Annotated in this window: 23 protein-coding genes and 1 pseudogene; 16 read left to right on the top strand and 8 right to left on the bottom strand. The window is 72.8% G+C overall.

Annotated elements, in window-relative coordinates; all coding sequences use genetic code 11:
- Nucleotides 1-150, top strand: coding sequence for a transposase (locus tag FOF52_RS05970; RefSeq protein WP_248593987.1), 150 nt, complete (start codon nt 1-3; stop codon nt 148-150).
- 413 nt (nt 151-563) lie between these two features.
- Here FOF52_RS05970 and FOF52_RS05965 read toward each other — a convergent pair whose 3' ends face one another.
- Complete coding sequence (locus tag FOF52_RS05965; RefSeq protein WP_248592836.1) at nt 564-1,346, bottom strand: tyrosine-type recombinase/integrase; 783 nt, start codon at nt 1,344-1,346, stop codon at nt 564-566.
- Nucleotides 1,347-1,828: 482 nt separating this feature from the next.
- Between FOF52_RS05965 and FOF52_RS05960 the strand changes: the two genes are divergently transcribed.
- The 4 genes and pseudogenes from FOF52_RS05960 to FOF52_RS05945 all read left to right on the top strand — a co-directional run bounded on the left by FOF52_RS05960 (nt 1,829) and on the right by FOF52_RS05945 (nt 6,384).
- Nucleotides 1,829-2,539 carry a hypothetical protein gene (locus tag FOF52_RS05960; RefSeq protein WP_248592835.1) on the top strand — a complete coding sequence of 237 codons (711 nt, stop codon included), beginning with the start codon at nt 1,829-1,831 and terminating at the stop codon, nt 2,537-2,539.
- A gap of 113 nt (nt 2,540-2,652) precedes the next feature.
- Nucleotides 2,653-3,081, top strand: a pseudogene (locus tag FOF52_RS05955) (FMN-binding negative transcriptional regulator); the annotation flags it as partial.
- A 358-nt stretch (nt 3,082-3,439) separates the two neighbouring features.
- Nucleotides 3,440-4,471, top strand: coding sequence for a site-specific integrase (locus tag FOF52_RS05950; protein WP_248592834.1), 1,032 nt, complete (start codon nt 3,440-3,442; stop codon nt 4,469-4,471).
- Nucleotides 4,472-4,605: 134 nt separating this feature from the next.
- A complete protein-coding gene (locus tag FOF52_RS05945) occupies nt 4,606-6,384 on the top strand; it encodes a SpoIIE family protein phosphatase (RefSeq protein ID WP_248592833.1) in 1,779 nt (592 codons plus the stop codon).
- A gap of 9 nt (nt 6,385-6,393) precedes the next feature.
- Here FOF52_RS05945 and chrA read toward each other — a convergent pair whose 3' ends face one another.
- The gene (gene chrA, locus FOF52_RS05940; RefSeq protein ID WP_248592832.1) at nt 6,394-7,578 is read right to left on the bottom strand and encodes a chromate efflux transporter; all 1,185 of its coding nucleotides are present in this window, start codon (nt 7,576-7,578) and stop codon (nt 6,394-6,396) included.
- Between the two features lie 1,080 nt (nt 7,579-8,658).
- Between chrA and FOF52_RS05935 the strand changes: the two genes are divergently transcribed.
- Entirely contained in the window at nt 8,659-8,949 is a 291-nt protein-coding gene (locus tag FOF52_RS05935; protein WP_248592831.1) for a 4a-hydroxytetrahydrobiopterin dehydratase, read from the top strand.
- A gap of 13 nt (nt 8,950-8,962) precedes the next feature.
- Here FOF52_RS05935 and FOF52_RS05930 read toward each other — a convergent pair whose 3' ends face one another.
- On the bottom strand, nt 8,963-10,498 hold the full coding sequence (locus FOF52_RS05930) for an AMP-binding protein (protein ID WP_248592830.1): 1,536 nt from the start codon (nt 10,496-10,498) through the stop codon (nt 8,963-8,965).
- Nucleotides 10,499-10,678: 180 nt separating this feature from the next.
- Here FOF52_RS05930 and FOF52_RS05925 point away from each other — a divergent pair, with 180 nt between their 5' ends.
- Entirely contained in the window at nt 10,679-11,653 is a 975-nt protein-coding gene (locus FOF52_RS05925) for an acyltransferase domain-containing protein (protein WP_248592829.1), read from the top strand.
- Between the two features lie 280 nt (nt 11,654-11,933).
- On the opposite strand, the gene FOF52_RS05920 is transcribed toward FOF52_RS05925, so the two are convergent.
- On the bottom strand, nt 11,934-12,611 hold the full coding sequence (locus tag FOF52_RS05920; RefSeq protein WP_248592828.1) for an enoyl-CoA hydratase-related protein: 678 nt from the start codon (nt 12,609-12,611) through the stop codon (nt 11,934-11,936).
- Between the two features lie 236 nt (nt 12,612-12,847).
- On the opposite strand from FOF52_RS05920, the gene FOF52_RS05915 reads away from it, so the two are divergent.
- On the top strand, nt 12,848-13,936 hold the full coding sequence (locus FOF52_RS05915; RefSeq protein ID WP_248592827.1) for an amidohydrolase family protein: 1,089 nt from the start codon (nt 12,848-12,850) through the stop codon (nt 13,934-13,936).
- 15 nt (nt 13,937-13,951) lie between these two features.
- Here FOF52_RS05915 and FOF52_RS05910 read toward each other — a convergent pair whose 3' ends face one another.
- The gene (locus FOF52_RS05910; protein ID WP_248592826.1) at nt 13,952-14,458 is read right to left on the bottom strand and encodes a MarR family winged helix-turn-helix transcriptional regulator; all 507 of its coding nucleotides are present in this window, start codon (nt 14,456-14,458) and stop codon (nt 13,952-13,954) included.
- Between the two features lie 183 nt (nt 14,459-14,641).
- Nucleotides 14,642-15,475 carry an arginase family protein gene (locus tag FOF52_RS05905; RefSeq protein ID WP_248592825.1) on the bottom strand — a complete coding sequence of 278 codons (834 nt, stop codon included), beginning with the start codon at nt 15,473-15,475 and terminating at the stop codon, nt 14,642-14,644.
- A gap of 1,210 nt (nt 15,476-16,685) precedes the next feature.
- On the opposite strand from FOF52_RS05905, the gene FOF52_RS05900 reads away from it, so the two are divergent.
- On the top strand, nt 16,686-17,867 hold the full coding sequence (locus FOF52_RS05900) for a DUF418 domain-containing protein (protein WP_248592824.1): 1,182 nt from the start codon (nt 16,686-16,688) through the stop codon (nt 17,865-17,867).
- Nucleotides 17,868-17,993: 126 nt separating this feature from the next.
- Nucleotides 17,994-18,374 carry a VOC family protein gene (locus FOF52_RS05895; RefSeq protein WP_248592823.1) on the top strand — a complete coding sequence of 127 codons (381 nt, stop codon included), beginning with the start codon at nt 17,994-17,996 and terminating at the stop codon, nt 18,372-18,374.
- 79 nt (nt 18,375-18,453) lie between these two features.
- Here FOF52_RS05895 and FOF52_RS05890 read toward each other — a convergent pair whose 3' ends face one another.
- Nucleotides 18,454-19,590 (bottom strand): tyrosine-type recombinase/integrase, encoded by a 1,137-nt coding sequence (locus tag FOF52_RS05890; protein WP_248592822.1) that lies wholly within the window; start codon nt 19,588-19,590, stop codon nt 18,454-18,456.
- A gap of 1,191 nt (nt 19,591-20,781) precedes the next feature.
- Between FOF52_RS05890 and FOF52_RS05885 the strand changes: the two genes are divergently transcribed.
- The 6 genes from FOF52_RS05885 (at nt 20,782) to FOF52_RS05860 (ending at nt 24,355) form a co-directional block, all read left to right on the top strand.
- Nucleotides 20,782-20,949, top strand: a complete 168-nt coding sequence (locus FOF52_RS05885; protein WP_248592821.1) for a hypothetical protein — start codon at nt 20,782-20,784, stop codon at nt 20,947-20,949.
- A 120-nt stretch (nt 20,950-21,069) separates the two neighbouring features.
- A complete protein-coding gene (locus FOF52_RS05880; RefSeq protein WP_248593763.1) occupies nt 21,070-21,861 on the top strand; it encodes an exodeoxyribonuclease III in 792 nt (263 codons plus the stop codon).
- Between the two features lie 72 nt (nt 21,862-21,933).
- Nucleotides 21,934-22,680, top strand: coding sequence for an alpha/beta fold hydrolase (locus FOF52_RS05875; RefSeq protein WP_248592820.1), 747 nt, complete (start codon nt 21,934-21,936; stop codon nt 22,678-22,680).
- Nucleotides 22,681-22,787: 107 nt separating this feature from the next.
- Nucleotides 22,788-23,426: a hypothetical protein gene (locus FOF52_RS05870; protein WP_248592819.1), complete on the top strand. Its 639-nt coding sequence runs from the start codon at nt 22,788-22,790 to the stop codon at nt 23,424-23,426.
- Complete coding sequence (locus tag FOF52_RS05865) at nt 23,423-23,683, top strand: hypothetical protein (protein WP_248592818.1); 261 nt, start codon at nt 23,423-23,425, stop codon at nt 23,681-23,683. The genes FOF52_RS05870 and FOF52_RS05865 overlap by 4 nt, the downstream gene beginning before the upstream one ends.
- Nucleotides 23,684-23,866: 183 nt before the next feature.
- On the top strand, nt 23,867-24,355 hold the full coding sequence (locus tag FOF52_RS05860) for an NUDIX domain-containing protein (RefSeq protein WP_248592817.1): 489 nt from the start codon (nt 23,867-23,869) through the stop codon (nt 24,353-24,355).
- A gap of 4 nt (nt 24,356-24,359) precedes the next feature.
- Here FOF52_RS05860 and FOF52_RS05855 read toward each other — a convergent pair whose 3' ends face one another.
- Nucleotides 24,360-25,238, bottom strand: coding sequence for a hypothetical protein (locus FOF52_RS05855; protein WP_248592816.1), 879 nt, complete (start codon nt 25,236-25,238; stop codon nt 24,360-24,362).
- Nucleotides 25,239-25,514: the final 276 nt, after the last annotated feature.

The following is a 25,514-nucleotide window of genomic DNA, read 5'->3' as shown; positions in this document are numbered from 1 at the left end:
GTGCGCGACGAAGACGTGGCGCGGCTCTCGCCGTTCATCCGCAAGCACATCAACATGCTGGGCCGCCGCTCCTTCTCCCTGCCCGAGATGCCCGAAGGGCTGCGTCCGCTGGGCGCCCCCGACAGCGACGTCGACGAGACTGAAAAGTGAAGCCTTCGCCGGAAGGAAGAACATCCAGCCTGGGTCGTTTCTGAAGGACGATTCGGTGGACGGTTCATTTCCATTCGAACACAGCGGGCTCCGCCTCTCCTGTTTTTCAAGGTGGGCGGGACCTGGAGAACCAGTTGCACATCATGAACAGCTTGACCTCATGGCCACATGTGGCCCCAGGATTGACATTCTTCTAATTTCCCCTACGTGCGAAGCATCTTAATGTCCGAAAAAAAGAAGTTAGGAACCGGTGACCGGAAAACACGGTCTGCGTGGCTCAGCTCCTGCGTGCCGGGTCGCGCCCTGCCTGCCAACGGGTCGGCCCTTCAGGTGAAACCCGGGCGTAGCGGGCCAGGGAAGCCGCCGAGGTATGACCGGAGTAGGCGAGCAGGGTGGAGGTGTTGGCACCCTCCTCAGTCGCGTGGGTGAGGAGGGTGCCGCAGCTGGTGCTGCGTCGCCCCGCCGGCAGCCGTGCTGAACAGCTCGGCGGCCCTCCGGTGGGACAGCCGGGCCCGCCCTGAGCCGGCGTCGATGTCCTTGGCAGGTAGCTCGACCCGGGCGCGCCGGTCGGTGGGGAACACCGGGCCGGAGGAGCGGCCGACCAGCAGCCGGGGCAGTAGCCGCGCGGTGGCGGTACGCCAGGTGATGACGTCGGCCGCACCGCCCTTACGTCGCACCTTCGCCCGGCGGTTGCGCAGGTCCAGTTCCTCGACGTCCAGGGCGAGCACCTCCTCGGCGCGCGCCGCTGATTCGTACAGCAGCTGCCACAGGGTGCGCTCGCGCAGGGCGGCCCCTTCCCGGGTGAGCAGGCGCTCGACCTCGGCGCGGTCCAGAGCCCGAGTGTGGTCGGGGGTGCGGGGCAGGCGGCGGATGCGCACCAGTGGGTCACCGGACAGCCACCCTTGGTCACGCCACCGGGCCGCGGCCGAGGCCAGCGCGCCCAAGCGGGCGTTGAACGTCGCAGGCGCCGCCGTGCCCCAAGTCGCGGCGAACCAGTCGGCCACACGGTCCGGGATCTGCTCGCCATCCAGTACTGGCAGCGGACGGTGGGCACCGAACCGGTCTGCGAGCGCAACCAGTGCGCTGCGGTAGGCGCGAGCGGTGTTGGGATTACCTGTACCAGCGAGGAACGCTTCGGCCGCCTCGGCAATGGTGGGGACCGTGGTAGCGGTGTCGAGCCGGTGGATCGTGCCCATCGCCGCCTCCCGGGGCTATCGCAGACCATCTGCGGCGACTCTCCCAAGGACGCGACCATCGGGACGTGTCACCTCTCTGACCTGAGCGAAGAAGGCTCAGCGCACGATCCTGCTCCGTTGTTGCCCACGTCCCGGTCTCCGCACAGCGTGACAGTTCTCTGCTCGGATGCGACGAGCACGGCAGGACTCCTGACGATTGCTTCGACGCTTCTTCGAGGCGTCACCGATGCCGGTTCAGAAAGCAGTGTCCCCTGTGGGAAGCGGGGTTTCTGTTCTGTCCCGTCATCCCTTTCCAATGGGCTCTTCATCGGCGGTCTGCGCGTGTCGGCGGTGGTTGCCTTATGCTTTTCGAAACCTTTCCCGACGGACAAACTCCACCTGCCCCGCCCCTCGGCCCTGTCCTGAAACGCCACGACGATCCGCCTGGCGGACCTTCACACGTTCGAACACGCATTCCAGTCAGCAGCAGAGGAGAGACCAGAATGGGGTTGACAGGCTTTCGGACACTCCTGGCCGTCCTCGGGACAGCCCTGTTCATCGGCATGGCACCCGCCCTGGCGATCAGCGGTTGTCTGGGGGGAACCGAACGGATCAACCTCGGCATAGCGGGCATCGGGATTTCCGGACTCTTTCTGTCGTTCTTCTTCGACGGGACCGGTGGTGGGGCCGATGGGAATACCGATGGTGGCAACACCGGAATGAGCCGGAAGGATTTCCGGCTCCTCCTGTCCACGATCGGGTCCGCTGTGCTCCTCGGCACCTTCCCCGCGATGATGGCCATCGATCTGTCCGGAGGATCCGACCTGCTCATCTTCGGTGCGGCATGTGTGGGGACGGTCGGATTCATACTGCTGCTCCTCGGTGAGACCGGCATCCGGGAAAGCGGAGCCGTCGGTGAGGCAGAGGTCAGAACAGGGTGGAAAGTCCGACCGTTCCTGTCCACCATCGGAACCACTGTGCTGCTCTGCACCTTCCCCGCCACGATGGTCGTGTTCTGTTTCGAAGGACCCGAGTGGTCCTTGATCGGCGTAGTGGTCGCCTTGGTCGTCGCTTTCCTCCTCCCCGACAGGAGAGCCGGAGGTGAGGACGGTGACGGCGGTGACGGGGCGGGTGAGCCCGCTGTCGGGACCGGCTTCCCGAAGACGGGTGAGGAGGACCGGAACGTGCGCCACGAGACTCCGGTGAACCGGTGACTCCGAGGCCGGGGCACGTGGGCCGGGAAGGGCGGTGCGGCGCGCGGCACCCGGGCTGCGGTACGGTTCCCCGATCCGGGCGAGCCCCGCCCGCCGGCCCGAGGAGGTCCGACATGCTCATCCACCCCTGGGACGCCGCCCTGGACGACGCCGAATGGCAGGCCTGGCTCGCCGAAGGCCACGACTTCGGTCAGCTGTGCGTCAACGGGCCGCCCGGCCGGCCGCCCCTCGTCGTGCCCACCCACTTCACCCGCGACGGGAGCCACCTGCTGGTCCACCTCGCCCGCCCCAACCCGGTCTGGGCGGCGATCGAGCGCGACCCCAACGTCGTCCTCACCGTCGTCGGCGACTACGCCTTCGTCCCCGGCCCCTGGCGTGCCGGCGCCGCCACCCCGCCCCGGGAGGGGGTGCCCACCAGCTACTACACGGCCGTCCAGTTCACCTGCCGCGCCGACATCGTCGACGACGCCGAGGGCAAGGCCGAACTGCTGCGCCGCCAGATGGCCCACTTCCACCCCGACGGCGACCACGCCGTCGTCGCCGTCGGCCAGCCCCCCTACGGCCGGATGCTGTCCGGCGTCCGCGGCCTGCGCCTGCAGGTCTGCGAGGTGCGCGCCAAGTTCAAGTACGACGACCACCACCCCGTCGAGCACCGCGCCGCGGTCGCCGACCGCCTCACCGCACGCGGCCGCCGCCCGCCAGCAGCGCCGCCGCCTGGACCGCATCGGCCCCTGGAAGTCCTGACCCCGCAGCCGCACCCCGGGAGGCGGGGCAAGGCTGCGGGAGCGCACCGCCCCGCGACACTCCGCCGCCCCGGGTTTTTGCCCGTGTGCCCGCCTTGTGCCTTAATAGCCAGGCGGAACGAGCCCCCGGCGGCACCGCGCGAGGAAGGACTGTCGATTGACCACCCCCCACCCCCACGGCCCGCTCGTCCCCGTCGACGACCACTCCGTCGCCCGCGCCGACGAGGAGCTGAGCCCGACCGCGGCCGCGCGCATCGCCGACAGCTGGACCCCCAACACCCGTGCCGCCTACAGCCGCGACTGGGCCGCCTTCCAGGAGTGGTGCGCCGCCCGGGAGCGCAGCGCCCTGCCCGCCTCCGCCGCCACCCTCGCCACCTACGTCGACGCCCTCACTCACGCCGTTCCGCCGCCCGCCCCCGCCACCGTCGACCGTGTCCTGGGCACCATCCAGTCCCACCACACCGCCCTGGGCCTGCCCCTGGACACCAAACCCGCCCGCATGGTGCTGCGCGCCTACCGCCGGGAACGCGCCCAGGCCGGGCATGTTCCGCGGCGCGCCCCCGCCCTGACCGTGGAGCAGCTGCGCGCCATGGTGGAGGCCACCGGCGACGACCTGGCGGGCCTGCGCGACCGCACCCTGTGCCTGCTCGGGTTCGCGATGATGGCCCGCCGCAGCGAACTGGCCGCCCTCGACATCGCCGACGTGCAGCTCCTCGCCGAGGGCCTGCAGGTGCGGGTGCGCACCTCCAAGACCGACCGCGACTCGGCCGGGGCCGCCGTCGCCGTCCCCTACGGGTCGCTGGCCCGCACCTGCCCGGTGCGCACCACGCTGGCCTGGATCGACGCGCTCGCCGAGATCGGCATCACCTCCGGTCCGCTGCTGCGCGCCGTGGACCGGTACGGGCGGCCCGCCGGAAGCCCCGGCGCCACCATCCGCGGCTCCGGGCGCATGAGCGGCGCCGGCATCAACCACATCGTCAAGACGCTGGCCCGCCGCGCCGGGATCGACGCTCCGATCACCGCCCACTCCCTGCGCGCGGGCGCGGCCACCGCCGCCGCGGCGGCCCGGGTGCCCCGTGCCCACATCGCCCGCCAGGGACGCTGGTCGCCGAACTCCTCCGTGGTCGACACCTACATCCGCCCCGCCGACGCGTGGAATGACAACCCGATGCGCCACGTTGGACTGTAGGGACGCACACCACAGGTCCGCACCCTGCTGGCGCGGGCCTCTCGGGCACCCCGATCCCGTCGGGGTTTTTCGGCTCTGCGCGGACAGCGGCGGTCTGTGATCCCGTGGTCGCGCGGCCGTTACTCTTGGACCGGGTGAACAGCGCGTTCGTCCAGGAAGAAGGCGAACCCTTGCACAGCGACCACCACCGGGACACCGCACCCGCCGTCCCCGATCCGGACCTGCCGCACAAGGTGATGGCCGGGCTCAACGTCGGGGTGTACCTGACCAACGACCGCGAGCAGATCATCGCGGTCAATCCCCGCGGTGAGGAGCTGCTCGGCCGGTCCGCCTCCGCCGTGATCGGACACAACGCCCACGACCTGCTGCACCGGGGGGCCGGAGGGGTGCTGCTGCCGCGCGCGCAGTGCCGGCTGATGCGGGCCTTCCTGCAGGGGCAGACCACCTACGGCGGCAACAAGTGGTTCCTGCGGGGGGACGGCACCCTGCTGCCCGTGGTCTGGCTGACCTCGCCCTACCGCATCGACGAGGAGACCACCGGTGCGGCGGTGCTGTTCCACTCCCGCGACCCCTACGACGACGACAGCGTGGTCGCCGAGCTGGCCCCCACCGACCACGTGACCGAGCTGGCCGTCCTGGCCGACAGCCTGTCCCTGCTGGCCGAGGCCGCCTCGGCGCTGACCTCCACCCTGCAGGTCAGGGAGGCGCTGTGGCGGCTGGTGCGGCTGGTCACCCCCCGCCTGGCCGACTGGGCCGTGGTCGACCTGGTCAACGAGGCCGGGGAGGTGGACCGGGCGTTCGTGGTCCACCACGAGGACGGTCGACACGTCCGCCTGGAGGAGTTGCAGGGGCCGATGCCGCCCATCCCCGAGACCTCGGTCATGCCGCTGTCGCGGGTGCTGCGGGGGGCGCCCTCCACCCGGCTGGGCCCGCAGGACTACCGGCGTCCCCCGGACGCGGGCATGGCGGTGGCCCAACGGGAGCTGTTCGCACGCACCCGCATGCACTCGGCGGTCGCCGCGCCGCTGCGCGGCCCGCGCGGCTCCGTTCTGGGGGCCCTCACCCTGGGCCGCGCCGACCAGCTCCACGACTTCGACAGCACCGAACTGGCGCTGGTGGACGACCTGGCCCGCCAGGCTGGACTCGCCCTGGACAACGCGCGGCTGTACGAACGCCAGCAGCGGGTCGCCGAGACGATGCAGCGCTACCTGCTGCCGCCGCTGCCCAGGACCACCTCCCTGCAGATGGCCGTGCGCTACCGTCCCGCACCGCACGCCTCCCACGTGGGCGGTGACTGGTACGACGCCTTCGAACTGCCCGACGGCACCCTGGCCCTGGTGGTCGGGGACGTGGTCGGCCACGACCTGCAGGCCGCCGCGCACATGGCGCAGCTCCGCAACATGCTGCGCGCCCTGGCCTGGGACCGCGACGAGCCGCCCAGCGGCATCGTCGAACGCCTCGACCAGGCCCTGGGGCCCATCAGCGAGGCCTCCATGGCCACCGTGGTCTTCGCCCGCCTGGAGGGACCCGGGGCCGAAGGGCGGCTGCTGCGGTGGACCAACGCGGGCCATCCGCCGCCCCTGCTGGTCCTCGGGGACGGGCGGACCCGGTTCCTGGAGGAGGGGCACGGGCTGCTGCTGGGCACCGACACGGGCCTGCCGCGTACCGACGCCACCGCTGAGCTGCCCGTGTCCAGCACGGTGGTGTTCTACACCGACGGGCTGATCGAGTCGCCCCGCCACAGCGTGGACGCGGGCATGGCCCGGCTGCGGCGGCACGCCGCCGCGCTGGCCCGCCACGGTGTCGACGACTTCTGCGACCGGCTCATCGAACGGGTCCGCCCCGACGACAACGACGACGACGTCGCCGTGATCGTGCTGCGCATCCCCGCCCCCGGCACACCGCCGCGGTGAGGGGGCGGCTCACCCGAGCAGGAGGCGGAGCAGGCCCACGGCGGCCCCGCCGGCGATGAGCCAGGCGCTGTTGAGGCGACTGCGCCACAGCAGCAGCAGAGCGCAGCCGAAGACGGCCAGGGTGGGCCAGTCCACGATCGCGGTACGGGCCAACTGCAGCGACACCCCGGCCATCAGCGCCAGCGACACCGCGTTGACCCCGTCCAGCACGGCGGAGGTCCAGGCGGTGGCGCGCAGCCGGTCGGTGATGCGGGTGAGCAGGCCGACGAACACGAACGACGGGGTGAAGATCGCGACGGTGCCGACGAGCGCGCCCAGCGGTCCGGCCACCAGGTAGCCGACGAAGGTGGCGGTGGTGAACACCGGTCCGGGGGTGAGCTGTCCGATGGCGACGGCGTCGAGGAGCTGCTGTTCGCTGATCCAGCCGAGCCGCTGCACGAAGTCGCCGCGCACGAACGCCACCAGCACGTATCCGCTGCCGTAGAGCACCGCGCCGATCTTGAGCAGGGTGGTGAACAGCTGCGCGAGCTGGGAGGCGGTGGGGTCGGTGAAGACCGGCTGGGCCGCGGCCAGCAGGGGGACGCCCGCCAGGCCGTGGGCGCGTCCGCGGCCCGGGAGCGCGGCCGTCAGGTGGGACAGGGCGGAGACGACCGCACCGGCGCCCAGCACCACCAGTTCGTTGACGCCCAGCAGGTAGGCGGCCAGCGCCGCGGCGGCCACGGCGCCCAGCCACACGTTCTTCACCACCGTGCGCGCCAGGCCGCCCAGGGCGTGGACGATGACCGCCACCACCACCGGCACCACCCCGTACAGCAGGCCGGCCAGGGCCGGGGTGTCGCCGTAGCGGACGTAGGCCCAGGCCAGCGCGGTCACCATGAGCGCGGCCGGGACGATGAAGCACACCCCGGCCACGACCAGGCCGCGCCAGCGGGCCCGCTCATAGCCCAGGTGGATGGCCAGTTCGGTGGAGTTGGGGCCGGGGATCAGGTTGGTGGCGCTCATCAGGTCGACGAACCGCTGGTCGCTGATCCAGCCGCGGCGGCGCACCACTTCGTGGCGCATCATCGCGGTGTGCGCGGCGGGCCCGCCGAAGGCGACCGTGCCCAGTTTGAGGAACAGCCACGCCACCTCCCGCAGCCGGGACGGGTGTTCGGCGCGGTCGAACGCGTCCTGGGGGCTGTCCTCCCCTGCCACCGGTGTTCTCCCCACGGTCGGGCCACTGGATTCCCAGCCCACGCAACCGGGGCCGGGTGGCGGTGTCAACGTACGGCGCGTGACCGGCACGTGGATTCTCGGCGTACCGGAAGGGCGGGGCCGGTCCCTGGCGGGCCGGGCAGCGAAGACCGGTGGGATGGCCTGGGGACCGGGGAGGGGAGGGGGCGGTGTCGTTCGACTGTGGCGAGGGGGTGGGTGTGGGCGCCGCGAGGGTGTATGCCGGGGGAGCCGACGTCGACGTTCCGCTGGTGCGGGGACTGCTCGCCGAACAGTTCCGGGCGGGCCTGCCCGGCCCCCGGTGGAGTCCACGGGGACCGGCAACGCCGCCCACCGGCTGGGGGAGGACAGGGTGGTACGGCTGCCCCGCCCCGCCGCCGCCCTCCTGCTCGCCCAGGGGCGCTCCCGGCCGTGGGCGGTCCACCGCTGGCTGGACGGGGCCCCGGTCCTCGGCCGCCTCGACGCCCCCGTCGGCCCGGCCGGGGACCGGGCGGGATTCGTCACCGCGCTGCGCCGTCCCCTCGGACGGGCCCTGCGCCGACCGTGGCTTTCCCCTGGCGGCCCGCGACGCCGCCGTGGCGCTCACCGTGTGGGAGGAGGTGCTGCGCCCTCTGGCACGGCCCCGCCCCGTGGGGCACGCCGACCTGTCACCCGGCGGCGTGCTGGTCCGCGACGGCCGGCTGAGTACCGTCGTCGGCTTCGTGGCCGCAGGTGTGAAAGACCCCGCCGTGGCCCTGATCGTGGGGTGGCCCCTGCTCGCCCGCGCCCGCGGCGTCTTCCGTGACGGGGTGGACGCAGACGAGGCGACCTGGGTGCGCGGCCGCGCACTGTCGATCGCGCTCATCCGGCTTCCCTGCCACCGGCCCACCGGTCCGGCGGTGGCGGCCGACGCCCGCCACGTCGCCGCGGAAGGTCCTCGCCGAGCAGCACGCCCGACCCGCGGGCGGGCCGCGTCTTCGTCCCTGCGCGGTGGAAGGCCGCGAACGCGGGTAGAGCCACAGCGAACCCGCCCGCCGTACGGGTCAGGGCGGCGGGCCGTCCCCGAGGCGAGCAGGAGGAGCCATGGTCGACACCACCAACGAGACCGCGCTGGAGGCGGCGCTGAACCGACTGCCCGCCTGGCGCCGCGAGGGGCAGGCCATCACCCGCACCGTCACGGTGCCGAGCTTCACCGACGGCATCGACCTGGTGGGGCGGGTCGCCCGAGCCGCCGAGGAGGCCAACCACCATCCCGACATCGACATCCGCTACACCACCATCACCTTCACCCTGACCAGCCACGACGTGGGGCATCTGACCGAACGCGACCTGAAGTTGGCCGCGCGCATCGACACGCTCGTCGAACAGGGCTGAACGGGCGGGCGGCTCAGGCGGCGCTGGCGCGCAGCCGGTTGCGGCGCAGCTTGCCGCTGGCGGTCTTGGGCAGGTGCGGCACGAACGTCAGCCGCTGCGGCACGGCGGTCTCGGCGAAGCGTTCGGCGACCAGGCGTTTGAGTTCCTCGGCGAGTTCCTCACCGGGGGAGACGCCGGGGGCCAGCACCACGTTGGCCGCCACCAGCGCGCCCCGCTCCGGGTCGGGCAGCCCGTAGACGGCCACCTCGTCGACCGCGTCGTGCTCCAGCAGCACCGACTCCACGTCGTAGGGGCCGATCCGGTAGCCGGAGGTGATGATCACCTCGCCGTCGTGGCGGGTCAGGTGGATGGCGCCGGACTCGTCCGCGGTGCCGGTGTCCCCGGTCAGGTACCAGCGGCCGTCGGGGCTGAAGCGGCGCGCCGCGGCCAGCGGGTCGTCCGGGTAGCCGTCGAACCACCAGGCGGGGCTGTCGACGGTGTCGACCGCCACCCGGCCGGGCACGCCGACGTCGGCGGGGGTGTCGCTGAGCGGGTCCAGCACCGCCAGCCGGAATCCGGGCAGGGCTTCCAGCGGGCCGCCCTGCCCGTCGTTGACGGCCACGATCCCGGACTCGGCGTGCCCGTAGTGGTCGCTGATGCCCACGCCGAAGGTGCCCAGCGCCCAGTCGGTGAGGTCGGCGCGCAGCGCGTCGCCGTTGCTGGCCAGGCCCTGCACCATGATCCCGGGCGGCAGGGTCTTGGTGGCGCTGCGCAGCGCACGGTAGACGGTGGGGGCGGCGGCCAGGCGGGTCACCCCGAACGTCTCCAGCACGTCCAGGGTCAGCTCCGGGTCGAAGCCGGCGCGCAGGTGCAGGCAGGCGTGTCCGGCCAGCAGCGGGGAGACCAGCCCGTAGTACAGGCCGTGGGGGTCGCCGGGTTCGCTGAAGCACCAGTACAGGTCGTCGTCGCGCACTCCCAGCCCGTAGTGGTGGTGGATGTGGAAGGCGGTCAGGGCCCGGACCGGGACAGTGATCTGGCGCGGGGGGCCGGACACGCCGGGGGTGTGGCTGATGAGCAGGGGCGCGTCGGGGCCCACCGCCACGGGGTCGGGGGCCTTCTCGGCCGGGGGCTGGTCGGGGTCGAGCACCGTCCAGGGGGCGTCGGCGGCGAGCTTGCCGCTCTGCTCGGCGGGAGCGACCACGGCCGAGGCGGCCACCTGGCGCAGCCGCTGGTCCACGGCCGAGGCGGCCAGGACGGGCGGCAGCGGGACCAGGACCGCGCCCAGGCGCCAGGCGGCCACGGCGCTGACGGTCAGGTCGGTGCCCAGCGGAAGCAGGGTGGCCACCCGGTCGCCGACCCCTACGCCGTGCTCGGCCAGGACAGCGGCCAGATCCGCGGCACGGCGCGACAGGTCGCCGTAGGTCAGGGTGGTGGCAGACAGGTCGGGCAGCACCTCGGTGACGGCCGTGCGGGTCGGGTCGTGCCGATCGCACAGCAGGTGGGCCACGCTCGCGGTGGGTGCGGTGTAGGCGGTGAGCCAGTCGCGGACCTGCTGCTCGGGGTCGGCCATCGCTGTCTGTCCCCTTTCGTGGTTGTCACGGTTGTGAGGTGTGCTTGCTGCAAAGCCTATGCTCCGGATGTGACGTGTACCTCACCGGAAGGAAAATTCGGCGCACACCCTCCTACCTGGGGTAACTAGTGGATAGCATTGGGTGTTTTCTGTACGGTTCTCTTCTGCCACGATGGTGGCATGAACCTCCCTTCCATCGCCCAGGACCTGGGTCTTGTCCCCGATGCGGCCCCCACTCTGGCCACCCTCGCCGAGTTCCCCTCGCCGCCCCCCGTCCCGCTGCCCTCGCCCGACGCCGCGGGCGACCTGCTGGAGGCGTGCGCGTTCCACGACGACGACCGCGCCGACCTGCTGGACCTGTGGCCCGACGCGGACTGGCCCGAGGCCGCCCGGTGGCTGCTGGACGCCTCCTACGCCCGGATCATCGCGGACGTGGGCCGTCCCGGCTGGGTGGACTGGCCCGACCTGACCTCGGCTGACGACCCTCGCGTGCGCTGTGCGCCCATCTACGCGTTCCTGGCCGCCGTCCCCCTGCTGCGCGAGGGCCACCGCGGGCGCGGTGTCCCCGACGACGTCACCGCGGCCACCATCGCCGACCTGGGCCGCCACGTCGCCAAGACCCGCCGCATGTACGGCCGGGTGGGCCTGGACCTGCCCATCTGGATCGCCCTGCACTACCGGGGGTCGCTGTACGAGGTGGGACGCCTGCAGTACGAGACGGCCTACCTGGAGGACGGCGACTTCCCCGACGTGGCCGAACTGCAGAGCGGACAGCTGGTGGCGCGTCTGCACATCCCCGCGGCCGGTCCGCTGCTGCCCGAGGCCGTGGACGCCTCCCTGGCCCGCGCCGGGGAGGTGCTGCGCGCCGTCACCGGGCAGCGGGTGAGCGTGGCCACCTGCACCTCCTGGCTGCTGGACCCCCAGCTCCGCGAGTACCTGCCGCCCACCTCCAACATCCTCGCCTTCCAGGACCGCTTCACCATCACCGACCACGGCAACCCCGGCGACGCCGACATGTTCCGGTTCGTCTTCGAGTGCCCCGAGGTGGCGCCGGACCGGGTCCAGGCCACCACCCGTCTGCAGCGCGGCGTGCTGGACCTGATGAAGCGGGGCGGCTCCTGGCGGGCGCGCACCGGGTGGATGCGCCTGCCCTGACCGTCTTCGCGGCGCGTCGGTGACTGCGCGGCCCGTCCTGCGGCGCTCGGGGGGCCTCACGTCCTCATGGGAGGAGGGGACGGGGGATGCCCGCCGCGCCCGGCACGGTCGGCGCCTGCGCCGCGGTCGATCAGGTCGTGCCTGCTGCGGGTTGCGTCCGCGGCTTTCACGGTGGTCGGCTCCCCGCGCGGGTGACGGCGTCGACGGGGCTGGTCGGCCCCGCCCCGGCCGGGGCGGGGGAGTGGCCGCGGTGCGGCGGGCGGGGCCGTGGGGAGCGGGGTCAGCTGAGCGTGAGCGGGATGTCGGTGTCGGCGAGCGCGTCCAGGACGGGGCCGTACATGCGGGCCTTGATGGTGCCGACGGTGGGTCCGGCCTTGGTGGTCGCCGCGGCGGCGAGGTCGACGGCGGTGGTGCGCACGGCGTCCTCGGCGACCGCGTGGTCGACGATGCCCGCGGCCTGGGCGTCGCGGCCGCCGTAGCGGCGGGCGGTGACCATGGCCTCGTGGGCGGTCTGCGGGGTCAGGCGGGCCTGGATGAGCGCGGACATGCCGGGGGTGAAGGGGATGTGGATGTCGGCTTCGGGCAGGCACCAAAAGCCCCGGTCGGCGCGCATCACGCGGAAGTCGTGGGCCAGGGAGAGCATGGCTCCGGCGGCGAAGGTGTGGCCCTGCAGGGCGGCGACGGTGACCAGGGGCAGGCTCAGGACGCGTGCGAAGAGGCGGTGGACGCTGAGGACGTAGTCGCGGCGCTGTTCGGGGTGGGCCATGAGCCATTCCAGGTCCAGGCCGTTGGAGAAGAACTTGCCGGTGGCGGCGGTCACCAGGGCGCGTGGCCCCTCGGTGTTCTCCACCTCGTCCAGTGCGGTGTTGACCGCGGCGATCCAGTCGGGGTGGAAGCGGTTCTCGGTGTCTCCGATGTGCAGGACGAAGACGTCGCCGTGGCGGTCGAGGGTGGGCATGGCTGCTCCTCGGGCTGGGTGGCGGGGCCCGGGTGCCGGGGCACGGCCGAGAACCCCAACCATAACTACTAGTCGGTAACAATTGTGGTGGCATGGTACCCCCACCACACCCCGCCGCACATCTGCGCCATCCCCGCCCGCACCCCCGAGGGCCTCCGGAAGCCTTAGGGCTTTTTTATTTGCTTCAGGATAGTAATGCATCGAACTATTCGACATAGAACTGTCTGGAGTTGTTCGTGCGTACCCTCATCCGCGGCGTCCGCGTCTTCGACGGCACAACCACCACCGAACGCGCCGACGTCCTCATCGACGGCGACCGCATCGCCGCCCCCGACAACACCCCCGTCGACACCGAGATCGACGGCACCGGCAAGACCCTGCTGCCGGGACTCATCGACGCCCACACCCACGTCTTCGACGGCGACCTCGCCCAAGCCCTCACCTTCGGTGTGACCACCGAACTCGACATGTTCTGCCTGCCCGCCAACCTGACCCGGCAACGGCGCGCCGCCGACCGCGACGACGCCGCCGACCTGCGCAGCGCCGCCACCCTGGCCACCGCCCCCGGCGGCCACCCCAGCCAGATCATGACCTCCCCCGAGATGCGCACCCGCGACTTCGGCGACGCGGCCGGCCCCTTCGACACGGTGCGCGGACCGCAACAGGCCGAGGCGTTCGTCCAGGCACGACTCGCCGAAGGCGCCGACTACCTCAAGATCGTCATCGACAGCGGAACAGCCTCCGGCGCCCCGCTGCCCGTCCTGACCCTCCAGACGGCCACCGCCCTCGTCGAGGCCGCGCACGCCGCCGGACTGCGCGTCATCGCCCACGCCGTCACCGTCGACGACACCCTCACCTACTTCGAGGCGCTCACCGGCACCGGCGAGGACCGGGAACTGCTGCGCGACGAACGCATCCGCTCCCGCCTGCCCGCCCACCTCCGCTCCGCCGCCGACCGCGACACCGACGCCATCCCGGTCCACGCCCACGGCGCCCCCAACGCCGTGCACGCCGCCCGTACCCTCCACGACGCGGGCGTGCGCCTGCTCGCCGACACCGACGCCAACCCGTTCGCCCCCCTGCACGGCGCCGGCCTGCACCGCGAACTGCTGCTGACCCTGGCCGGCCTCACCCCCGCCCAGGCCCTCGCCGCGGCCACCAGCACCCCGGCCGACTGCTTCGGCCTGTCCGACCGCGGCCGCATCGCCCCGGGACTCCGCGCCGACCTGCTGCTGGTCGACGGCGACCCCACCCGCGACATCACCGCCACCCGGGCGATCGCCGACGTCTGGCGGCGCGGCGTACGCCAACCCCGACGGGACTAGCCCGGGCACGCGGCCTCAGGCGTGGGTGGTCAGCACCACGCGCAGCAGCCGGGCCAGCGTCCGGGCCTCCTCCTCCGTCAGGCACGCGGCCAGCCGCTCCAGGGTGGCCGCGTGCTCGGTGAGCGCATCGTCGACGAGCCGGAGCCCCCCGGCCGTCAACGCGACCCGGAAACTCCGCCGGTCCGCGGGATCGAGACTGCGCTCGACCAGCCCGGCCGCCTCCAGCCGGTCCAACCGGTTGGTCATGCCCGCCCGCGACATCATCAACGCCGCCGAAAGCTCCGAGGGGATCAGCGTGTAGGGCGGACCGCAGCGGCGCAGCGCGGCCAGGACGTCGAACTCGCCCCGGCGCAACCCGTGACGCTCGAACACCCGGTCGGTCTCCCGCTCCAGGACCCGCGCCAGCTGTGCCACCCGCCCGAAGACCCCCATGGCCGACAGATCCAGGTCGGGGCGCTCCCGCCGCCACTGCTCGACGATCACGTCGATCGCGTCCTGCCGCTCCTCCGCATCACTGCCCACGCCCCGATCCTAGTTCACCGTCGAACAGTCCGGTCGGGGACCGACCTCCGGCAGGCTGCGCCGACCGGGGGAGGGGAGCCGCCCCAGCCGGGTCGAGCCCGGCCCCACCCGACAAGTGGACCGCAACAGCGGCACGGACGCCCCCGGCCGAGGGTGGGAGGAACGGACACCGCAGCACGCCCCTCAGGAGGCGGCCGCCTTTGCCTCGACCAGCCCCAGCGCGCCCAGCAGCGACCGCAGCACCCCCTCATCGTGGGCGACCGCGGGCGTGTACTCGCACACCCCCACACCCACCACGTCGTGGTGGGCCGCGATCGCGGCCAGCGCCGCCGCCACCGCCGCCACCCGCGGCCCCACCGGCACCGGACACGACACCGCGGGAAACTCCTGCGGATCACACACGTCCAGGTCCAGATGGATATAGGCCGGAGTGCCCGGCAGCCGCCCCGCCACCACCGACCGCGCGTCCGCGGTCAACCGCGTGGTGTCGACCACGCCGATCCGCGCGGCACGCACGAACTCCACCTCGCCCGGATCGGCCACCCGTGCCCCCACCAGCGTCACCTGCGACGGCACCAGACGGGTCCGGCCGAGCAGCGCCGGGTGCCCCTCGCCCAGCAGCAGCCGCAGCGCCATGCCGTGCGCCAGCCCGCTGGGGGAGGAGGCCGGGGTGTTCAGGTCGGCGTGCGCGTCCACCCAGTACACGACCATGCCCGGGTGGCGGCGGGCCAGGTGCTCCACGACCGCCAGGTCGCAGGTGCAGTCCCCGCCCAGGGTCAGCACCCGCGCCGGGTCGCGTCTGGCCATGCGCGTGCGCACCTGCCGCACCGCCTGGGCCACCAGCTCCAGGTTGCGCACACCGTCGACGGCACCGCGCCGACCGTCCAACACGGCCATGTGCATCCGGGACCCCGTGGCCGACACCAGCCGTGCCAGCACACCCGCCCCGGCCGCGACGCGCACGTCGTCGCCGCCCTGCCACAGGGGCACCACAAGGTCCATGTCACGCTGCCACATGGCGACCACACTAGGGGAACCGCGGAGGGGACAACAGAAGGAACAGCGGATTGCCGACGGCGGGGGAGCGGCCGCCTCCGGCAACGCGGCGGGGGAGCCGGGCTCTTCCTGCCCCGTCGCCTCCGCCGGAACGGAGCAGGATGTCCGCGTCGGTCCACCACCGCACGGTCCGCGCCCCTCGGGGGAACCGGTTCGCCGACGTCGGTCCACCACCGCACGGTCCGCGCCCCTCGGGGGAACCGGTTCGCCGACCGGATGCGCTGTGCCGCCCGGACCTGTCGGCGCGGGCACGGTGTGCCGGACGGCCGGCGGGTGGACGGGGCCGGGCGCCTGCCGCAGACAGCGCACCGCGCGGCCCGGCGGCGGTGTCCCGGGCGCGTGCGCTGACCAGGGGCTCTTCGGGCCCGCACTCCCCTCTCCCGCTTCGCCGATAACATACATTATGTCAAGTAGAAGCGGCGGGGCCTGCCCCGCCGCGCCCCCGGGCCCACCGGGCACACTCGGCGGATTCCGGGGTTCTCCGTGTCGGAGGCCGCACCAGAGCGCCACTGCCGGCCAGGGCGGACCGTCCCGCGCACGGCAAACGCGTCCGGACGCACGCCGTCCCGCGCACGGTCGGCCCCATCCGTATCCATGCGGACGCGGCCGAGCCACCGTCCACCTGCCCGGCCGACCTCCGGTGCGCGCCGCCGCTTCGGCGCCGGCATTCCGCCGCAGCAATTTTTGCTGCATAACTTGTTTTATGCAGCATTTGTCTTGATGTTCCGGGGCTTCCCGCGTACGGTTCCCTGAACCGGGTTCGTTTTCCGGACCTGTTCGACACACCGTCCATTCCCACCCCCTCGTCTCCCCAGCCCCGCACCCCATTCCGCAGCACCTCGTGCACGCCTTGGCGCCCCTCTCCCCCACGCACCGGCGGAGCCTTTCCGACGCATGAGCCCCCAGCCCGGTTGACCCCATCCCGACACCAAACCGGACTTGGCCACAACTGGTCACAAGTGGGTTAAAAGACTGGGCACTGGGGTTTGGTCGGGAGATCCTCATAGGCGTGTCGAACAGTTCCAGCCCATCCGCTGCTCCTTTCCCCGGTTCCGTTCCTCTGCCCGAGACGGACCCTCCTGCCCCGCCTCCGCGCCCCGGCCGACGACGCCGCCGCGCCGAGGAGGCCGCCTCCCCGCCGATCAAACCGCCCGTTCCCCGCCTGGTCGGGGTGGACGTCGCCCGCGGTGTGGCGATCCTGGGCATGTTCGTGGTGCACGTGGGAGTGGGGTGGACCCTCTCCGACGGCTCCAACCCGCTGCAGCCGGTCGCGGCGGGACGCTCTGCCGCGCTGTTCGCACTGCTGGCGGGCGTGTCCATCGCGCTGATGTCGGGCGGACGCGACCGCAAGGTCAACAAGGACCTGGGCGTGGCGCTGTGGCGGGTGGTCGTGCGCGCCGTCATCATGCTCGCGCTGGGCACGGCCCTGACCATGCTGGGCACCCCGGTCTCGGTGATCCTCGCCTACTACGCGGTGCTCTTCGTGTTCACCTGCATGCTGCTGACCGAGCGGTGGGGCATCATCGCGGGCGCCGCCGCGGTCCTGGGCGTGGTCGGCCCGATCGTGTCGTTCTGGGTGCGCTCCCTGATCGACGCGGGCGGGACGCCGGCACGTGTCGTCGCCACCGTCAACGCCTACGACCCGTTCGTGGCGCTGGCCGACGACGGGGTCGTGAACTTCCTGCTGACCGGGTCCTACCCGGCGATCACCTGGCTGCCGTTCATCTTCGCGGGCCTGGCGATCGGTCGGCTCGACCTGTGGGACACGCGGGTGCGCTGGCGTCTGGTCGCCCTGGGCGCGGGGCTGGCGGCCGCGGCCTACACCCTGTCCTACCTGGCGGTGCGCGTGGTGGGGGTGGACGCGCGCCTGGCCGCCACCGTGGACCCCGACACCGGTGCCGCCTTCGGGGCCGAGGGGTTCGACCAGCTGTTCGTCGAGGGGATGGGCGGCACGGTGCCCACCACCGACTGGGCGTGGCTGCTGGTGACCGCGCCGCACAGCGGCACCCCGCTGGACGTCTACGGCGCCGGCGGGGTGGCGATCGCCCTGCTGGGGCTGTGCCTGATCGTCACCGACGCCCTGGGGCGGGCGAGCTGGCTGGTCTACCCGTTGGCGTCGGTGGGCGCGCTGGCCCTGACCACCTATGTGGGGCACATCCTGGTGATCTGGCTGGACGAGAACAGCATGCTGGACGGCACTCCGCTGTCCTTCGTCTCGGAGTGGCTGAGCCTGACGGTCCTGTTGGGTGCGCTGCTGTTCGCCACCCTGTGGCGTCTGGTGGTCAAGCGGCGGGGCCCGTTGGAGTGGCCGCTGCACGTGGTGTCCTCGTGGGTGGCCAAACGCATCCCCTGAGCGGGGATGGTGGGTCGGGCGGGTCGCGTGGGGGCGGCTCGCCCGCCGTTGTGTGCGGGGGTCGGGGTGTCACCGCTCTCCCCTACCCTGGCGTTCTCCTGAACCACCGTCTCCCCCGGAGGAACCATGCCCCGTATCGGTCGGCTCACCGTGCCCGTCGCTGATCTGGAGGAGGCGATCGGCTTCTACGGCGGGGTCCTCGGCTTCCGCGTGCTGTTCGACGAGGTGCTCGCGTCCGGGTTCCGTTCCGTCCACGTGGGTCCGGGCGCGGTCGACGGTCCAGGGCTGTGGCTGATGCCTGTTGCGGACGGCCGTGCGGGCTCCCGGACGGCGGGGGCGCCCCTGCTCGTGCTGTACAGCGACGACCTCGACGCCGATCTGGGCCGTCTCGCCGGGGCGGGGGTGGTGCCGCACCTGGGGCCCGTGGGAGAGCCGGGGGCCCGGTACGCCCACGTGCGTGACCCGTGGGGCAACGAGATCGTGTTCGCCGAGACGCCCCGCGGCTAGGCGGAGCTGCGGGACGGGGACCGTGCCGTTTCGGGTGCTCACCTCCTGTGGGGGGTGGGTTCCGGGCGGGTTGCTCCGGTCAGGCGGTGCCGGTGCGGTCGGTGGTGCCGTGTCCGTGCTCCTCGTCGGCGTCGTGGCCGGTCGGGCCCGCCCCTCCGGTCGCCGGTGCCGTCCTCCGGGGCTGGTGGGGGGCGGGGCGTGGGCCTGCGCCGTTGCCGGTGAGGCGGCGCAGGACCGCGTAGGTGCGGTTGGCGCGGGCGGCCTCGCGCTGGGAGCGTGCGGTGACGTCGATGTAGGCCTGTGAGGAGGCCACGGAGGTGTGGCCGAGCAGGTGCATGATCTCGGTGACGGAGGCGCCGTCCTCCGCCAGGCGGGTGGCGAAGGTGTGGCGCAGGGCGTGGACCAGGGTGCCGCGGGAGACGCGGTCGTAGACGCCGGCGTGCCGGTAGCACTGGCGGACCAGGTACTGCAGGCCGCCGCGGCGCAGGGCCTGGCCGCGGTTGTCGACCAGCAGCGGGGCGTCCCCGGTGAGCCGGGTGGTGAAGCGGGTCCGGCGGGTGGCCAGGTAGGCGTCGATGACGGCTTCCAGTGGGGCTTCCACCGGAAGGGAGCGGGTGCGGCCGCCCTTGCCGACGACGCGTAGGCGCCGCTCCCCCGGTCGGCCGCTCAGGGAGTCCAGGCGCAGCGCGAGCATCTCGGCGGAGCGCAGTCCGGTGAGCAGGGCCAGCGCCAGCACGGCCAGGTCGCGTTCGGGCCAGGGGTCGCGGGCGCGGCGGCAGCCCCGGGCCAGGGCGGTGAGCAGTCGTTCGGGGGTGTCCTCGCCCAGGAGGGGTTTGGGGCGGGGTTGTGGGGGGCGGGGCCGGGGCACGGCGGGCATGGGGTTGCCGTCGACCAGGTTCTCGGCGACGAGAAAGGAGAAGAAGCCGTTCCAGGTGGACCAGGCGCGCAGCACGCTGGAGGCGGCCCGGTCGGCGGCGAAGGCGGCGAAGGCGTGGCGCAGCAGGCCGCCGGTGAGGTCGGCGAGGGTGAGGCTGCTAGTGGGCGTCCGGTTGACGTGGGCGGCGCACTCCAGGACCGCGGTCAGGTCGCGCCGGTAGGCAGCGAGGGTGTGCGGGGAGGGTTTGGCGGCCATGCGGACCGTCAGGTACTCGTCGACGGCGTCGAGGGCGCGCATGGTCGACGGCGGCTGGGCGGTGGTGTCGGGGGCGGCGCTCATCGGGTTCAGGACGGTTCCCGTCGGTGGGGAGCGCGTCGCTGTCCTCCTCTCCGAACCGGGCGGACGAGGCGGGGCAGGGGGTCTTCTCCTCTGCTTTTACCTCATCGGCGGCTCGGATGGGGCCGGTATGGGGGGACGGATGGTCGGCGGTGGGAGGTGCGGGGGCTGTGTGGGGCGGCCGGGTGTGCGGCTGTTCCGCCGTGGTCGGTGGTTCCTGCTGCCTGGCGCGCAGTTGCGCCGAGGCCTGTGCGCACCGGTGCCGTGCCTGGGCCAGCGCGGCGCGTGTCTGCTCGCTTCGCTTCTGCGGTCGTCGGCGGGTGGTGCGGTGGGGGTGACCATGCGTGGTGTGCCCGCGCGCAGTCGGGTGCGGCGGTCCGGGGTCACCTTGTCCATGCCGGTGGACGTGTGGGGGCCGGCCGGGGCGGCGCGCAGGTGGGTCAGGTAGGCGGCGACGTCGTCGGGGTCGACGGGAGGCGGGGCAGCGACGTGGTGTTTGCGTTTCCCGGTGCGGGCGGCTACGACCTCGGCGTGGATGGTGGACGGGGAGATCCACGGGGTTTTGCGCGGGGCTGCGGGCAGGGCGGTGAGGGCCTCGTCCCACGCTGGGGTGGTGTTCGAGGTGGTCGTGGAATGTCCCGGCCGCCTCGTTCGCTGACTGTCCACAGGCCCCGTGCGACGAGTTCCGACGCGAACTTGCGGGGTGCTCTCACGTCCGCGACGAGACGCAGTTCCTCGGCGGGAATGTGCCCGTCGGTGAGGTTCTCGGCGGCGTAGCACAGCGACGACACGTAGAGGCGGAATGCCTGGTGCGGCAGCAGCCGGATCTTCCGGTTGGCGGGGAAGCGGTCGCCGAGTCTGACCCACGGCATGAGTGACGAACTCCTTGGTGCTGTTGCGGGTGGAGGCGGGGCCCCTCTCCCGTGTGCGGGATGTTCCGGGTGGGGCCGCTCGGCTGGTGGCGGCCGCAGGAGGTGCTCGGACCGGGGAGGGAGATCGCCGCGGCTCCGTCCCGGCCCGGGGGTGCTGTCGACCGTTCGGCCGTCCTGTCGCCCCTGGTGCGGTGCTCGGCCGTCGCGCGAGCAGGAGGCGGTGGCATGCCCGTGCGAAGATGAGCGCATGAGGTCGAGACGAAGCCCGGCCCCTCCTCCCCGAGCTCCCCGAGACGGCCGCCTCGCCGGACTGATGCGACGCATGGAGGAAGCCGAAGCTGAGGCCCTGCGCGCACGCCTGGAGTTCGGCAGAGCGCTGGGGGAAGCACGCGAGAACGGCGTCCTGCAGGACCGGGTCGCCAAGGACCTGGACACCAACCGCGAACTGCTCCGCCGGATCCAACGCCGCTGCGAGGCCACGCTGAAGTGAAGCAACCGGGCGGGTGTAGGTGTGGGAGGGGTGCTGCGGGACGGCCGGGAGCCCGGTGCGCCGCCGTGCCCGGGGCTCCGATTCGATCGACCAGTATCGACCAGTGATGAGGTTTTCTTGATCATTTCGACGGTCAACGTGAACGGGCTGCGCGCCGCCGCCCGCAAGGGGTTCGTGGAGTGGCTGGCCGGCACCAAAGCCGAGGTGGTGTGCCTGCAGGAGACCCGCGCGGAGCTGTCGCAGCTGCCCGCCGAGGTGGCCCGGCCCGACGGGTGGCACGTGGTGCTGGAACCTTCCTCGGCCAAGGGCCGCTCCGGGGTGGCGCTGTACTCGCGCACTGCTCCCGACGCCGTGCGGACCGGTTTCGGCTCCGCGGAGTTCGCGGACTCGGGCCGCTACGTGGAGGCCGACTTCGGGCCGGTGAGCGTGGCCAGCCTGTACCTGCCCTCCGGCCAGGTGGACACGCCGCTGCAGGAGGAGAAGGAGCGGTTCATGGCGGAGTTCCTGCCCTATCTGGTGCGCCGCCGTGCCGAGGTGGAGGCGCAGGGCCGCGACCTGGTGGTGTGCGGCGACTGGAACATCGCGCACCGGGAGGCCGACCTGAAGAACTGGCGGGGCAACCGCAGGAACTCGGGTTTCCTGCCGGAGGAGCGGGAGTGGCTGTCGCGGGTCTACGACGAGGCCGGGTACGTCGACGTGGTGCGGTCCCTGCACCCCGACCAGGAGGGGCCCTACACGTGGTGGTCCTACCGGGGCCGGGCCTTCGACAACGACGCGGGCTGGCGTATCGACCTGCACGTGGCCACTCCGGCGCTGGCGGAGCGCGCCGAGCAGGCGTGGGTGGAGCGGGCGTCCTCCCACGACCAGCGGTGGTCCGACCACGCGCCGGTCACCGTGGTCTACAGCGACTAGTCCGCGTCGTCCGGGCCGGGGCGGGAAGAATGGGCTCCGGTGACGGTTTGGTCGGGGTTGGGAGGCGGCCTGATGCGCGTGCCGATCGTGCTGGTGCACGGCCTGCGGACGTCGAGGACCATGTGGCGGCCGCAGGTGGCCGCCCTGGAGGAGCAGGGGCGCACCGTGGTGGCCGTGGACCTGCCCGGCCACGGGTCCCGGCGGGGTGAGCCGTTCACCCTGGGGCGTGCGGTGGAGACGGTGCGTGACGCGGTGGACTCGGTGGGCGCTCCCGCACTGGTGGTGGGGTTGAGTCTGGGCGGGTTCGTCTCGATCGCCGCGGCCGCGGCCTATCCGCGGCGGGTGGCGGGCCTGGTGGCGGCGGGCTGTTCGGCGCGTCCGGTGCACGGGTGGGCGAACATGTACCGGATCCCCACGGCGCTGCTGGACCGGTTGCCGGACCGGGGTCAGTCGGTCAACGAGCGCTTCCACCGGCTGACGCTGCCCGCCGAGGGGGCCGAGGCGGTCCTGGACGGCGGGCTGGCCATGGAGGTGGGGCGTGCGGTGATCGAGGAGATCACCGACCTGGACGTGCTGTCGCTGCTGTCCGCCTATCCGGGAACGGTGTGGCTGGTCAACGGGGCCCGGGACCACTTTCGCATCCACGAGAGGCTGTTTCTGGAGGCGTGCGTGGACGGGCGTCTGCTGGTGGTGCCGCGCGCGGGCCACATGGTGAACCTGGACCAGTCGGAGATCTTCACCCGGCTGGTGATCGACGCGGCCGACGCGGTGGCGGGCCGCTCCGCCGTCCGGGAGGAGGAGGGCGGCTCCGAGCGGTGAGGCGGACCTCACCTGGCGTGCCGGAACCCGGTTGAACAGGGGTGGAGGTGCGCCACGCCGCTCCCGGTGTCCTCCGCCGGTCCGGACACGTTCTATGTTGCTTACTCGTGAACGAAAGCCTGGAATGCGGCCCGCACCCCCAGGGGGTGCGCCCGCTCCCCGATGACGGGCGGCGGCACCTGGGTCGGCTGGAGACGGTGCTGCACCGCCGTTGGCCCGCCGGAACCATCCCCTCGCCCCGTGTCCTGGACCACATCGAAGCGCTGGCCAGTCTCCCCTTCCCCATCGTCGACCGCGTCATCGAGGAGGTCAACGGCATCTACATCGGTGAGGGGTCGGTCGCCGACCTGAACTGCTTCAACCACCTGCGTGGGGTCTCCACCGACCCCGACGACCCGCACGCCCCCACCTTCGACCGGCTCGCCGGGATCTACCGTTTCGGTTTCCTGGTGCTGGGCAGCAACCCCCACACCTCGGTGTCGCTGGTGTTCCACGAGATCGGGCACGTGCTGGACCTGGCCGACCGCATGATGTCGGAGACCCGCCAGTGGCGGGACCTGCACGAGGCGTGCCTGCCGTACCTGGTGGAGGAGTACTGGCACCGCCGCCACGAGTGGTGGGCGGAGTGCTTCGCCATCACTCTGGCCCGCAAGGAGCAGGTGCTGGTGAACATGCTGGGCGGGCAGGTGGACCTCGCCTACGCTGTGGTGGAGTACTTCCAACGCAACTATGGGGTGATGGCGTGAATCGTGTCCTCGCGGTCCGCTACCCGGACGGAAGTCTGTGCGTCCCGGTCAGCTACGCCGACCTGGACGAGCCCGCTGTGGGCTGCGGGGCGGCGGTGCTGCGGCCCGGAGACCTCGACTACGACCACTACGCCCGGCACTCCATTCCGGTGGAGGAGTACGACGCGCTGCACCGCGACGACCCGGCGGAGTCGGCGCGGCTGCGCGCCGACTTCAAGCGGCGCTACGACCGCGAGCACGGCCGTACCCGCGACTGACCGGACCGCGGCGGGCCGTGGTGGCCGGTCGCTGGGACGGCCGGGGGCCTGCGCGCCCGTGGCCTTCGGCCGCGTTGTGGGCCGGGCGTGTCCGGGTGGGGTGTCCTTCTCGGGCTGTGCCGGGGTGTTCGGGTCTGTTCGGGGCCCTGCCCCGCGGCCGTGGCGGTGGCTAGGGTGCTGGGCATGGCCGACAGCGAGTTGGAGTTCTTCGAGAGCCTGCCGCGCACCCGGGGCGCCGCCAGTGCGCTGCTGCGCGACGACGTGGGACGTGTGCTGCTGGTCAAGCCCACCTACCGGCCCGGCTGGGGGCTGCCGGGCGGGGTGATCGAGATGGGTGAGTCGCCGTTGGGGGCGTGTCTGCGCGAGTGCGCCGAGGAGCTCGGGTTCACCCCCCGGTTGAGCGGGCTGGTGTGTGTGGACTGGTTGCCCGCGCAGGCCAGCCCGGACCGGCGTCCGGCCACCGTGTTCGTGTTCGGGGGGCGTCTGGCGCCGGGGCAGTTCGAGGCGGTGCGGCTGCCCCCCGAGGAGCTCAGCGCCGCGCACCTGGTGGAACCCGACCGGATCGGCGAGTACCTGCCCGAGCCCCAGGCCCGCCGGATCGGGGCGTGTGTGGACGGTCGGACCGACGGTGTCCACTACCTGGAGCACGGCCGTCCCGCACGGTGGGCATGACGGGTCAGTCGGTGCCGGACAGGCGGGAGGCGGCCTCGGCGGCCTGGCTCGCCGCCGTGCGCAGGTGCGCCTCGGCGGCTTCGGCGCGTTCGGTGAGGTCGGCCAGTTCCCGTACCGCGGTCTCGTCGGCGGCGGTGGCGGCCAGCAGGTCGCGCAGCTCCTCCTGTTCGGCGATGAGGCGGCGCAGGGTCGCCACGCGCTGCCAGGCGCGGTCGGCCTCGGCGACGCGGTCGGCGTAGTCCTCCAACGCGTTGACGCGGGCCTCCACCGACCGCTGCACGGTCCGCAGCGCGCGGTCGCGGTCGGCGAGCAGGGCGGTGATCTCGGTGTCGCCGCTGTCTTCGGGGGTGGGGCGGGACCGCAGTTCGGTGATGCGGCGCAGCGCGGTGGCGGTCTCCCACAGTTGGCGGGGCAGCACCGCGGTGGTCAGGGCGGTGTCGATGACGTCGTCGCGTACCACCTGGGCGTTGTCGATCGCGGCTGCCGCCCGTTGGGCGCGGGCCAGCAGCGCGGCCGCCTCGGGGTCGAGGTCGGCGGCGGTGACGCAGCGGTCGCGGTGCTGCTGCAGGGCGCGGCGGGCTGCCCGGTGCGGGTCGCGGCGCGGGGCCAGGGCGTTGACGAGCAGCACCACCGCGGCCACCACCAGTGCGACGGCGGCGACGAATACGAACACGCGGGCCATCAGGCGCAGGCCTACCAGCAGGACGAGCACGGTGGCCAGGGTGGCGGCCACGGGGTGTTCGGCCAGGGGGCGCGGCACCAGGCGGGGACGGCGCGGCGTGTTGTCGGGGCGGGGCTCGTCGTGGGCCGAGCGCAGCAGTGCGCGCACGTCTTCGGGCAGGTCGGGGTCGAAGACCGGGTCGGGGTGGGGTGAATTGTTCACTGGGGCTCTTCCTGGGACAGGGTGTGTGAACCATCCTGCCCGCCGCGCGGCGGTCTCTCCCCTCACCCCGGCTGGTCTGTCGCGGGGCGGGGCAGCCGGGCGGCGGGACTCTCCGCGAGGCGGTGTCCGCGGGGTGGTGGGGGATGCCGGGGGTGCAGTGGTGCGGGGCGGGAGGCGGCCGCGTCCTCCGGGGGTGCGGTTTCCCCGCGCCGCCGTGGCTGTGCCATGCCGCGCACGGTGTCGGATTCGCCGGGGGCAGAGCAGTTGTTGGGCGCG

This window comes from Thermobifida alba (assembly GCF_023208015.1).
In the GTDB taxonomy this organism is placed as follows: domain Bacteria; phylum Actinomycetota; class Actinomycetes; order Streptosporangiales; family Streptosporangiaceae; genus Thermobifida; species Thermobifida alba.
Note: the sequence above shows the minus strand (reverse complement) of the source record. Positions and strands in the feature narration are given on the sequence as shown.